This window comes from Stenotrophomonas sp. YJH_SMC_8 (assembly GCF_059371315.1).
Genome location: NZ_JCAFUL010000002.1, coordinates 34,620 through 46,672, shown reverse-complemented (window position 1 = coordinate 46,672; position 12,053 = coordinate 34,620). Strand labels below are relative to the sequence as shown.

At 65.5% G+C, this 12,053-nt stretch carries 8 protein-coding genes; 2 read left to right on the top strand and 6 right to left on the bottom strand.

Annotated elements, in window-relative coordinates:
- Positions 1–65: 65 nt before the first annotated feature.
- From metH to AC5P88_RS02110, 3 genes are read right to left on the bottom strand one after another with little or no spacing between them, the layout of a single operon-like run.
- Positions 66–2,750 carry a methionine synthase gene (metH, locus tag AC5P88_RS02120; protein ID WP_495224182.1) on the bottom strand — a complete coding sequence of 895 codons (2,685 nt, stop codon included), beginning with the start codon at positions 2,748–2,750 and terminating at the stop codon, positions 66–68.
- Between the two features lie 57 nt (positions 2,751–2,807).
- A complete protein-coding gene (locus tag AC5P88_RS02115) occupies positions 2,808–3,899 on the bottom strand; it encodes a homocysteine S-methyltransferase family protein (protein WP_495224180.1) in 1,092 nt (363 codons plus the stop codon).
- Positions 3,900–3,912: 13 nt separating this feature from the next.
- Positions 3,913–4,842 (bottom strand): ArsR/SmtB family transcription factor, encoded by a 930-nt coding sequence (locus AC5P88_RS02110; protein WP_010480432.1) that lies wholly within the window; start codon positions 4,840–4,842, stop codon positions 3,913–3,915.
- 153 nt (positions 4,843–4,995) lie between these two features.
- Between AC5P88_RS02110 and AC5P88_RS02105 the strand changes: the two genes are divergently transcribed.
- The gene (locus AC5P88_RS02105) at positions 4,996–6,144 is read left to right on the top strand and encodes an acyl-CoA dehydrogenase family protein (RefSeq protein ID WP_049428349.1); all 1,149 of its coding nucleotides are present in this window, start codon (positions 4,996–4,998) and stop codon (positions 6,142–6,144) included.
- A gap of 234 nt (positions 6,145–6,378) precedes the next feature.
- Positions 6,379–6,666 (top strand): hypothetical protein, encoded by a 288-nt coding sequence (locus tag AC5P88_RS02100; RefSeq protein ID WP_111113359.1) that lies wholly within the window; start codon positions 6,379–6,381, stop codon positions 6,664–6,666.
- A 154-nt stretch (positions 6,667–6,820) separates the two neighbouring features.
- Here the strand turns inward: AC5P88_RS02100 and AC5P88_RS02095 are convergent, their stop codons facing one another.
- The 3 genes from AC5P88_RS02095 to AC5P88_RS02085 are packed head-to-tail and all read right to left on the bottom strand — an operon-like array spanning position 6,821 to position 11,919.
- Positions 6,821–9,994, bottom strand: coding sequence for a multidrug efflux RND transporter permease subunit (locus AC5P88_RS02095; RefSeq protein ID WP_049428353.1), 3,174 nt, complete (start codon positions 9,992–9,994; stop codon positions 6,821–6,823).
- A 15-nt stretch (positions 9,995–10,009) separates the two neighbouring features.
- Complete coding sequence (locus AC5P88_RS02090; RefSeq protein ID WP_495224176.1) at positions 10,010–11,263, bottom strand: efflux RND transporter periplasmic adaptor subunit; 1,254 nt, start codon at positions 11,261–11,263, stop codon at positions 10,010–10,012.
- A complete protein-coding gene (locus tag AC5P88_RS02085) occupies positions 11,263–11,919 on the bottom strand; it encodes a TetR/AcrR family transcriptional regulator (RefSeq protein ID WP_106550257.1) in 657 nt (218 codons plus the stop codon). Before AC5P88_RS02085 ends, AC5P88_RS02090 begins: the two co-directional genes overlap by 1 nt.
- Between the last annotated feature and the right edge of the window lie 134 nt (positions 11,920–12,053).

Here is a 12,053-nt window from a genome sequence, read left to right as displayed (position 1 = left end):
CAGGGTAGCGCCGGGCCACGCCCGGCGGAGAGGGATGACGCCGGGCATGGCCCGGCGCTACCGTGTCATTCGGGATCGTAGTCGAGGTTGGAAGCCAGCCAGCGCTCGGCCTGGGCGCGGTCCACGCCCTTGCGCCGGGCGTAGTCGCTGACCTGCTCGCGGCCGAGGCGGCCGACCACGAAGTACTGGCTCTGCGGGTGGCTGAAGTAGTAACCCGACACTGCGGCGGTCGGCAGCATCGCGAAGCTCTCGGTCAGTTCCATGCTGGCGTTGGTTTCGGCCTGCAGCAGGTCGAACAACCGGCGTTTCTCGCTGTGCTCGGGGCATGCCGGATAGCCAGGGGCCGGGCGGATGCCACGGTACTGCTCATCGATCAGGGCCTCGTTGTCCAGTGTCTCGGCGTGGTCGTAGCCCCAGAATCCGGTGCGCACGCGCTGGTGCAGGCGCTCGGCCAGCGCTTCGGCGAAGCGATCGGCCAGGGCCTTCAGCAGGATCGCGTTGTAGTCGTCATGCTCGGCTTCGAAACGCGCGACATGCGCGTCGATGCCGATGCCGGCGGTGACCGCGAACGCGCCGATCCAATCCTGTTTTCCGCTGTCGGCTGGTGCAATGAAATCGGCCAGGCAGAAATCCGGGCGCTCGGCCGGCTTGTCCACCTGCTGGCGCAGGAAGTGCAGCGTGGTTTCGCCCTGCGGGTGATGCACGCGGACATCGTCACCGATGCTGTTGGCCGGCCACAGGCCGAACACCGCCTTGGCGGTCAGCCACTTCTCGCCGACGATGCGGTCGAGCATCGCGCGTGCGTCCTTGTACAGATCGCTGGCCTGGGTGCCGACGATTTCGTCGGTGAGGATGGCCGGGAACTTGCCGGCAAGCTCCCAGGCCTGGAAGAACGGCGTCCAGTCGATGTAATCGACCAGCTCGGCCAGCGGATAGTCATCGAATACGTGCAGGCCTGGCTGTTTCGGTGCCGGCGGCGTGTAGCTGTCCCATTCCCCTTGGAATTTCTGCCCGCGTGCATGTTCCAGCGTGACCAGGCGCTTGGCGTCGCCACGGTTGCGGTGGCGGGCGCGGATCTCGGCATAGTCGGCCTCGTTGGCGGCAACGAAGGCCTCGCGCAGGTCACGCGAGATCAGTGACTGGGCCACGCCGACCGCGCGCGAGGCATCCTTCACCCAGACCGTCGGCGCGTGGTAATGCGGGTCGATCTTCAGTGCGGTGTGCGCGCGCGAGGTGGTGGCGCCACCGATCAGCAACGGCAGGTCAAAGCCCTGGCGCTGCATCTCGCGGGCCACGTGGCTCATCTCCTCCAGTGATGGGGTGATCAGGCCGGACAGGCCGATCAGGTCGGCGTTGTGTTCGCGCGCGGCATCGAGGATCTTCTGTGCCGGTACCATCACGCCGAGATCGACCACCTCGAAGTTGTTGCAGGCCAGGACCACGCCAACGATGTTCTTGCCGATGTCATGCACATCGCCCTTCACCGTGGCCATGATGATGCGGCCATTGCTCTTGGCGGTGTCGCCGCTGCGCGCCTTTTCCGCTTCGATGTACGGCAGGAGGTAGGCCACCGCCTTCTTCATCACGCGCGCGGACTTCACCACCTGCGGCAGGAACATCTTGCCGGCGCCGAACAGGTCGCCGACCACGTTCATGCCGTCCATCAGCGGACCTTCGATCACGTCCAGCGGGCGGCTGGAGGCCTGGCGGGCGAGCTCGGTGTCTTCCTCTACGAAGGCATCCAGGCCGTGCACCAGCGCGTGCGCCAGGCGCTGCGCCACCGGCTTCTCGCGCCAGGCCAGGTCTTCGGTCTTCGCCGCGCCCTTCTTGCCCTTGTAGCGCTCGGCGATCTCCAGCAGGCGCTCGGTGGCGTCGCTGCGGCGGTTGAGGATCACATCCTCCACGCGCTCGCGCAGTTCCGGCTCCAGCTCGTCGTAGATCGGCATGGCACCGGCGTTGACGATGCCCATGTCCATGCCGGCGGCGATCGCGTGGTACAGGAACACCGAATGGATGGCCTGGCGCACGGTCTCGTTGCCGCGGAACGAGAAGGATACGTTGGAGACGCCACCGGACACATGGCAGTGCGGCAGCGTCTGCTTGATGATGCGGGTGGCTTCGATGAAGTCCACCGCATAGTTGTCGTGCTCTTCAATGCCGGTGGCGACGGCGAAGATGTTCGGATCGAAGATGATGTCCTGCGGCGGGAAGCCGATCTCGTCGACCAGGATGCGGTAGGCGCGGGTGCAGATCTCGACCTTGCGCGCGCAGGTATCGGCCTGGCCGCTTTCATCGAAGGCCATCACCACCGCAGCGGCGCCATAGCGCAGCACCTTGCGTGCATGCTCGCGGAACAGCGCCTCGCCTTCCTTCAGCGAGATCGAGTTGACCACGCTCTTGCCCTGCAGGCATTTAAGGCCGGCCTCGATCACGCTCCACTTGGAGGAGTCGACCATCACCGGGATGCGCGCGATGTCCGGCTCGGACATGATCAGGTTGAGATAGCGGGTCATCGCCGCCTCCGAATCGATCAGGCCCTCGTCCATGTTGACGTCGAGGATCTGCGCGCCGCTCGCCACCTGCTGGCGGGCCACGTCCACCGCTTCTTCGTAGCGGCCTTCCTTGATGAGCTTGCGGAACTGCGCACTGCCGGTGACGTTGGTGCGTTCACCAACGTTGATGAACAGCAGGTCCGGGGTGATGACCAGGGGTTCCAGGCCGGACAGGCGGGTAGGGCGGACAGGCGTCATGGCAGGCGTCGGCTCAACAGCAGTAGGGCGGGAAGTGCGGGACGGTGGCGGCAACGTTCATGCGGCCTGCTCCCGGGTTCCGGGCAGGGCGCGCGGCGGCAGCCCAGCCACCGCCTGGGCGATGGCGCGGATGTGCTCGGGGGTGGAGCCGCAGCAGCCGCCGACCAGGTTCAACAGGCCATCCTCGGCGAAGCCGCGCAGGGTGACGGCCATCTCTTCGGGGGTCTCGTCGTACTCGCCGAAGGCATTGGGCAGGCCGGCATTGGGGTGTGCGCTGACGTAACAGTCGGCGACCTGTGCAAGGGTTTCCACGTGCGGGCGCATCGCATCGGCGCCCAGCGCGCAGTTCAGTCCGATCGACAATGGCCGTGCATGGGCGAGCGAGGCATGGAAGGCTTCTGCTGTCTGCCCGGACAGGGTACGTCCGGACGCGTCGGTGATGGTGCCGGAGATCATCACCGGCAAGCGCGCGCCGCGCGCATCGAAGGCTTCCTCCAGCGCATACAGTGCAGCCTTGGCGTTGAGCGTGTCGAAGATGGTCTCGACCATGATGGTGTCGGCGCCGCCATCGATCAGGCCGTCGATGGCTTCGCGGTAGGTGTCGCGAAGCTCGTCGAAGCTGGTGTTGCGGAAGCCCGGATCGTTGACATCGGGGCTGATCGAGGCGGTGCGGCTGGTCGGCCCGATCACCCCGATCACGAAGCGCGGCTTGCCCGGCGTGGTCGCAGCCACTGCATCACAGCAGGTTCGCGCAACCGCAGCACCGGCCTTGTTCAACTCGTACACCAGGTGTTCGAGGTGGTAGTCGGCCTGGCTGACCGAAGTGGCGTTGAAGGTGTTGGTCTCGACCAGATCCGCGCCCGCTTCCAGGTAGGCGGTGTGGATGTCGGCGACGATCTGCGGCCGGGTCAGCAGCAGCAGATCGTTGTTGCCTTTCAGGTCATGGCCTTCCGGCGCTGCATGGTCACAGCCCGGGCCGTGCGCGTGGTCGTAGCCACCGGCGAAGCGCTCGCCGCGGTAGTCGTCTTCCTGCAGGCCGTGGCGCTGGATCATCGTACCCATCGCACCGTCGATGATCAGGATCCGCTCGCGCAGGGCGTCGAGCAGGGCGTTGGCACGATCAGGATGCAACCAGGGCAGGGCGGGCATGGCGGTTTCCGGCTCAGGGCTTGTTGGCGATCAGCGAAATCACTTCGAAGTGCGGCGGGCGCTTTTCGCGGGTGACCGTCTCCAGGCTCGAGACCTGCAGGCCGGCCTTGTCGACGAACCTGCGCAGTTCCTTGTCGCTGAAGCCAAGGTTGACGTGGCCATAGGCCTCCACCGCCGCCTTGTGCTCATGACGGGCCAGGCTACACAGCAGGAGGCGGCCTCCCGGGCGCAGCACGCGCGCGGCTTCGGTCACGGCCTGCGCCGGCTTGCTGGCATAGGTCAGCGCGTGCATCAGCACCACCAGGTCGAAGCTGCCGTCCTTGAACGGCAGGGCATGCATGTCACCTTCGCGGACTTCGACGTTGGGCAGGCGACGCAGCCGCTCGCTGGCCGCGGCGACCACGCGCGCGCTGGTGTCGATGCAGATGTAGCGCTTGGCATGCGGGGCCACCAGTTCGGCCAGCACACCGTCGCCGGAGGCGATGTCCAGCACGTCGCCGGTTTCCAGCAGCGGCAGCGCGGTACGCGCCAGCGCCTCCCAGGTCCGTCCGGGAGAGTAGTGGCGTTCCATGTCGCCGGCCACGCTGTCGGCCCAGTTCTGGTCGGAGGCACGGTGGGCCAGCACCGCCGCCACGCGCTCGGCATCCTGGCGCAGCAGGGGGTCGTCGCTTCCGTTGCTCAAGGCATGCCACAATGCACGCTGCGCCGGGTCCAGCTGGGCCTCGTCGAAGCGGTAATAGGCCGACACGCCGGCGCGGCGGTCGCGAACCAGGCCGGCTTCCTTCAGTCGCGCCAGATGGGTGGACACGCGCGGCTGGGCCAGCCGGGTGATCGCCGACAGTTCGGCCACGGTCAGTTCTTCCTGCTCCAGCAGCGCCAGCAGGCGCACGCGGGTGGCATCGGCGAACACCTTCAGGCGGGTCGACCAGTCTTCAAGATCCATAAATATCTACCTATCGCGATATAGAGATATATTCGCTGAGAAGGCCTGCCGCGGTCAAGTCGCTGGCGTACGGAAGCCGCCGGGCCCCGGTACAATCGGTGCACCTGGGCACGCCGTGCGTGGCCCATAACATCATGTACCCGGGAGGGTGTTGTGGATTTCAGCTTTACTGAAGAGCAGTTGATGTTGCAGGACGTGGCGCGGCGCATCGCGCAGGAAAAGATCGCCCCCAGCGCGGAGCACCATGACCGTACCGGCGAGTTCCCGCTGGACAACATCCGCCTGCTGGGCGAGAACGGCCTGATGGGTATCGAAGTGCCCACCGAATACGGTGGTGCGGGCATGGACCCGGTTGCGTACGTGCTGGCGATGGTGGAGGTCGCCGCCGCCGACGCAGCCCATTCGACCATCATGTCGGTCAACAATTCGCTGTTCTGCAACGGCATCCTCACCCACGGTACCGAAGCGCAGAAGCAGACCTACGTGCGTGCGATCGCCGAGGGCGAGGCCATCGGCGCGTTTGCGCTGACCGAGCCGCAGTCGGGTTCGGACGCTACCGCCATGCGCTGCCGCGCGGTGAAGCAGGCCGATGGCACCTTCGTGATCAACGGCAAGAAGAGCTGGATCACCTCCGGCCCGGTGGCCAAGTACATCGTGCTGTTCGCGATGAGCGAGCCGGACAAGGGCGCGCGCGGCATCACCGCCTTCATCATCGATACCGACAAGGCGGGTTTCGGTCGCGGCAAGACCGAGCCGAAGCTGGGCATCCGTGCCTCGGCCACCTGCGAGATCGAGTTCAACGACTACGTAGCGCAGCCTGAGGATGTGCTGGGCCAGGAAGGCGAGGGCTTCAAGATCGCCATGAGCGTGCTTGATGCTGGCCGTATCGGCATCGCCTCGCAGGCCATCGGCATCGCCCGTGCCGCCTATGAAGCGACCCTGGAGTACGTGAAGGAGCGCAAGGCGTTCGGTGCGGCCATCGGTACCTTCCAGATGACCCAGGCCAAGATTGCCGACATGAAGTGCAAGCTGGACGCGGCGTTGCTGCTGACCCTGCGCGCGGCGTGGGTGAAGGGCCAGGGCAAGCGCTTCAGCACCGAAGCGGCGGTGGCCAAGCTGACCGCTTCTGAAGCCGCGATGTGGATCACCCACCAGGCGGTGCAGATCCACGGTGGCATGGGCTATTCAAAGGAAATGCCGCTGGAGCGCTACTTCCGTGATGCCAAGATCACCGAGATCTATGAAGGCACTTCGGAAATCCAGCGCCTGGTGATCGCCCGCAACGAGACCGGGCTGCGCTGAGTGGCAAGGGCCGCGCCGCTGCAACGGCGGCGCGGCCAGTAGATCCACGCCATGCGTGGATGCGCTGTTCTCTGGCCGTCTGTAGAGCCGAGCCCATGCTCGGCTCCGATACAAGCAGCCGAGCATGGGCTCGGCTCTACAGAGCGGCAACCCGCGCACCGCCATCAATTTCATTCTTCGGGGGCCTTCCAAAGCCCCGCTACAATGCAGGCCGTTTTTTCAAGTGTCTGCACGATGATCCATCGCGGTTGGGGCTTCATGACGCTGGTGACGCCGATCGCAGCAATTCTGCTGCTGGCGTACTTTTTTCCGCATGATGGCCCCAAAGGCAACATTCCGTTGCAGCAGGTTCTCTTGGGTGGAGGTGTTGGCGCGGTAGTGAACGTGCTGCTGGGCCTGTGGCTCAACCGAGTTCCGCGAGAGAAGGGCGAAGCCGCGCCCCATCATTTCTTCTTCGTGCCGATGCAGTGGGCCGCGCTGGTTCTGGTGGCAGTGTGCATAGTGGTTGCGCTGCTGCGCTGAGACGTTTCCCTGGAGAGCGCCAACCAAGGTTGGCGGCTACCGGGCATGCTCTTGCTCTGGTAGATGCCAACCTTGGTTGGCATGGATTCAAAAGCGGCAAGAAAAAAGGCCCCGGATCGCTCCGGGGCCTTTCTCGTTTCAGCCCACCACCGGATCAACGATCCGGACGGTGTGCAGCATCCGCGTCACGCTGGCGTTCCATGAACTCCTTGGACGGTTCATCCAGCTTGTCGCCCAGCATGCGGCGCACGACCACGAAGAACACCGGGATCATCAGCAGGCCGAGCAGGGTGGCGAACAGCATGCCGCCGATCACGCCGGTACCGATGGCGTGGCGGGAGTTGGCGCCGGCGCCGGTGGAGATTGCCATCGGGATCACGCCCATGATGAACGCAAACGAGGTCATCAGGATCGGGCGGAAACGCAGGCGGGCCGCCTCGATGGTGGCATCGCGCAGGTTCTTGCCGGCTGCACGCTGCTCCACCGCGAACTCCACGATCAGGATCGCGTTCTTCGCCGCCAGGCCGATCACGGTGATCAGGCCGATCTTGAAGAACAGATCGTTGGGCAGGCCACGCAGCATCGACAGGCCAAGTGCACCCAGCACGCCCAGCGGCACCACCAGCAGCACCGCCACCGGGATCGACCAGCTTTCATACAGCGCGGCCAGGCACAGGAACACCACCACGATCGACAGCACCAGCAGCAGGGTCGCGGCGTTGCCGGCCAGGATTTCCTGGTAGGACATGCCGGACCAGTCGTAGCCGAAGCCGGCCGGCAGGTCGTCGTTGACGATGCCTTCCATGGTCTGCATCGCTTCACCCGAGCTGGTGCCCGGCGCCTGCGAACCGACGATGTTGATCGCCGAGTAACCGTTGTAGCGGCTCAGCGACGGCGGTGCGGATACCCATTCGGACTTGACCACCGTGTTGAGCGGGATCATCGCGTTGGTGCCGTCGGCATTGGTGGTCAGGCTGGACGGGCTGTAGAAGCTCTTCAGCGACTCCTGGCCGGTGCGGTAGGGGCCATCGGCCTGCATGGTGACGCGCTTGATGCGGCCTTCGTAGAAGAAGTCGTTCACGTACACCGGGGCCAGCATCAGCTGGATGGTGCTGTACACGTCCGACACCGACATGCCCATCGACTGCGCCTGCACGCGGTCCACGTGCAGCTGCAGCTGCGGCGCGTTTTCCAGGCCGTTCGGACGCACGCCGACCAGGTGGTCCGGCTTCTGCGCTGCCTGGCCGAGCAGGATGTTGCGGGCCTGGGTCAGCTGCTCGTAACCGGCACCGCTACGGTCCTGCAGCCACATGTCGAAACCACCGAACTGGCCAAGGCCCTGCACGGTGGGCAGGTTGACCACGAAGATCTGCGCTTCCTTGATGCCGTAGAACGCGCCGTTCATGTTCTGGATGAACTCCGGCGCGGTGAACTTGCGTTCCTCCCACGGCTTCAGGCGGATGAAGCCCATGCCGACGTTCTCGCCGGAACCGACGAAGCTGAAACCGGCGACCTGCAGCATGCCTTCATAGCCATCCTGCTTTTCCAGGATGCCACGCATCTGCGCGAACACTTCGTTGGTCTGGCCCTTGGTCGAGCCCGGCGGCAGCTGCACGATCGCCAGCGCATAGCCCTGGTCTTCTTCCGGCAGGAAGCTGCCCGGCATGCGGGTGAACAGGAAGCCGCACAGTGCGGTCAGCACCACGAACAGGATCATCCAGCGCGGCGCATGGCGCACCGCCGAGGTGATGTGGCCCACATAGGTGTGGCTGATCTTGTCGTAGTACTTGTTGAAGGTGCGGTAGACGATGTTCGGGTTGTCGTTGTGCGTCGGCTTCAGGAAGGTCGCGCACAGCGCGGGGGTGAAGCCCAGCGCCAGGAACGCCGAGAATGCCATCGAAATGGCGATGGTCAGCGCGAACTGCTTGTAGATCTCACCTGCCGCGCCGCCCTGCAGGGCGGACGGAATGAACACCGCGGCCAGCACGACGGTGATCGCCACCACCGCGCCGGTGATCTGGGTCATCGCCTTCTGCGTGGCCGGCTTCGGCGCCAGGCCTTCCTCGGTCATGATGCGTTCGACGTTCTCGATCACCACGATCGCGTCATCGACCACGATGCCGATTGCCAGCACCATCGCGAACAGGGTCAGCTGGTTGATCGTGAAGCCGATCATCCACATGCCCAGGAAGGTACCGAGCAGGGCCACCGGGATGACCAGGGTCGGGATCAGGGTGGCGCGGAAGTTCTGCAGGAAGATCAGCATCACCAGGAACACGAGGAACACCGCCTCGAACAGCGTCTTGACCACTTCCTGGATCGAGATCTTGACGAAGGTGGTGCTGTCGTACGGCGAGAACCAGGTGACGCCGGCCGGGAAGCTCGGCTGCAGTTCGTCCATCTTGGCGCGCACCGCATCGGCCACGTTCAGGGCGTTGGCGCCCGGCAGCAGCTGGATGGCGAAGGCACCGGTCGGCTTGCCGTTGTACTGGGTATCGAAGCCGTAGTTGTTGGCACCGAAGGCAACGCGGGCGATGTCCTTCAGCAGCACGCGCGAGCCGTCAGCGTTTGCGCGCAGGATGATGTTCTCGAACTCCTGCGGCGAGCTGAAGCGGCCCTCGGCCGAGACCGTGGCGGTGAAGTGCTGGCCTTCCGGCGACGGGTCCGAACCCAGCGCACCGGCGGCGAACTGCACGTTCTGCGCACGCACCGCCGCCAGCACCTGGCTGGCCGACAGGCCGTAGCCCTGCATCTTTTCCGGGTTGAGCCAGATGTTCATGGCGTACTCGGAACCGAACTGCTGGGTGCTGCCGACGCCGGGGATGCGCGAGACCTGGTCGAGCACGCGCGAACCGACGATGTCGTTCAGGGCGTCACGGTTGATGGCCGGCGTATCGGACTGCAGCGCGATCACCATCAGGAAGCCGGCGTTGGCCTTGGCCACCACCACGCCCTGCTGGGTCACTTCCGATGGCAGTCGGGGCGTGGCCAGCGAGACCTTGTTCTGCACCTGCACCTGGGCGATGTCCGGATCGGTACCGGTCTCGAAGGTCAGGGTGATCTGCGCACGGCCGTTGGAGGCGGACGAGGAACTGAAGTACAGCAGGTGATCGATACCGGTCAGCTGCTGCTCGATCACCTGGGTGACCGATTTTTCAGTGGTGTCCGCACTGGCGCCCGGGTAGGTGGCCGAGACGGTCACCTGTGGCGGGGCGATGTTGGGATAGGACTCCACGCCCAGGTTGAGGATCGCGATCACGCCGCTGAGCGAGATCAGGATCGCAACCACCCAGGCGAAGACTGGATGTTCGATGAAAAATTTAGGCATGACGGAAGGTTCCCGTTACTGCTTGTTCGAATCGGTGGCGGCCGGCTTGGCCGCATCGGCCTGCTCGGGCTTGGCCGCGTCGGCCGGTGCCTTGCCAGCTGCCGGCGCAGCGCCGCCTGCGGCAGGCTTGCCGTTGGCGTCCTGCGCCGGGGTCCACGGCTTGGCGACCGCCGGTGCACCTTCCTTGACCTTCTGCACACCGGCCACGATCACCTTGTCACCGGCGGCCAGGCCGTCGCTGACCAGCCAGTTGCCGTTCTGCGCGCCGTCGGTCTTCACGTTCTTGCGCACCACCTTGCCATCGGCGCCGACCACCATCACGTAGCCGCCGGTGGTGTCACGCAGCAGCGCCTGCTGCGGCACCAGGAAGGCGTTGTTGCGCTCGCCCAGGTTGGCCTGGAAGCTGACGAAGGCTCCCGGCAGCAGGATCTGCTGCGGGTTTGGCAGCAGCGCACGAAGCGACACCGCGCCGGTGGCCGGGTCGACCGTGGTCGAGGAGAAGTCCAGGGTGCCCGGCTCGCTGTAGGTGCTGCCATCGGCCAGCTTGACGCTGACCGTGGCCTTGCCATCGCCGGACAGCGCCAGCGCGCCCTTGGCCTGCTGCGCGCGCAGCTGGCTCAGTTCGTCCACGCTCAGCGAGAAGTTCACGTACAGCGGGTCGAGCTGGTCGACGGTGGTCAGCAGGGTCACATCGCCCTGGCCGACCAGTGCGCCTTCGGTGACCTGCTGCTTGTTGGCCACGCCGCTGATCGGTGCGGTCACTTCGGTGTAGCCCAGGTTGATCCGCGAGGAGGTCACCGCTGCCTCGGCCTGCTTGACCGCAGCCAGCGCGGTGCGTTCGGCCGATTCAGCGTTGTCCAGGTCGGACTTGGAGACGAACTGCTGCGGCGCCAGGGAGCGGGCGCGATCAGCGGCCACCTTGGCATTGGCGTAGGTGGCGCGGGCCGAGGCCAGCTGTGCTTCGGAGGCGTTGAGCGAGGCGCGCAGCGGCGCCGGGTCGATCAGGAACAGGGTCTGGCCCTGCTTCACCTGCGAGCCTTCCTGGTAGACGCGCTTGAGCAGCACGCCCGGCACGCGCGCGCGTACGTCGGCGCTGCGGAACGGCGACAGGCGGCCGACCAGCTCGCGCTGCAGCGGCAGGGTCTGCGGCTTGGCGTCGATCACGCCCACCTCCGGCGGCGGGGGCATCTGCTGTTCCGGCTTCTTGCAGGCAGCCAGCGCGACAGCAACGGCGCACGTCAAGGCAAGGGTGCGGAGTGGGGCGGTCATCAGGAGGAACTCCGGGGTTGGTTTGTAGGCGGGGCCGGCAACGGCTGTGGCGCGAATGCGCGCAGGAAGCTGTCGACGGAGAACTCTGCCCAGCGCCGACGCAGCAGCGCGTCATCACGATGGGGGGTATGGAAGCGCTGTTTGTCGAAATCCTGACCGGCGATCATGCTCAGCAGCAGTTCGGCCATGAAGTGCGGGTCGTCATGCCGGAGCTGGCCACGCATGCAAACGGTTTCAATCCATTCAGCAAGATGAAGCGTCAGCGCGCCGGCCCCATGCCGGTACAGCGTACGCGCCTCTTCGGGAAACTGGGCCGCGTCGGTAGCGATCAGCCGGCAGGCCTGTCCTACGTGCGGTTGGTTGAAATGCTCCAGGAAGTCGGTGGCGAACTGGAGCAGGCTGGCACGCAGGTCGTCAGTGCGGAGTGCACGGACCATGGCGCCGGTGGCGTGGCCGACATGGCGCTGCATCACCCGGCGCAACAGATCCTGCTTGCTGCCATAGCGCGAGTACAGGGTCTGCTTGGAGCAGCCGGCGTGCTGGGCCACCGCCTCCATGCTCATCTGCATGCCCTGCTGGGCCAGCAGTTCGCGTACGGCGTCGAACACACGCTCATCGCGTGCATCGAGGGCAACGGGGAGGTAGGCCGGGTTCACGCGGTGGACTATACCGTCCAGTTCAGGATTGTGGAATCGCATCGGCGTCGCCGCGTGTGTCTTCCGGTAACACGTTTTGCCGATCCTGTCGGCAGTGCTGAAACAGGTGCCAGCACCATACCGGTGCGAACTGA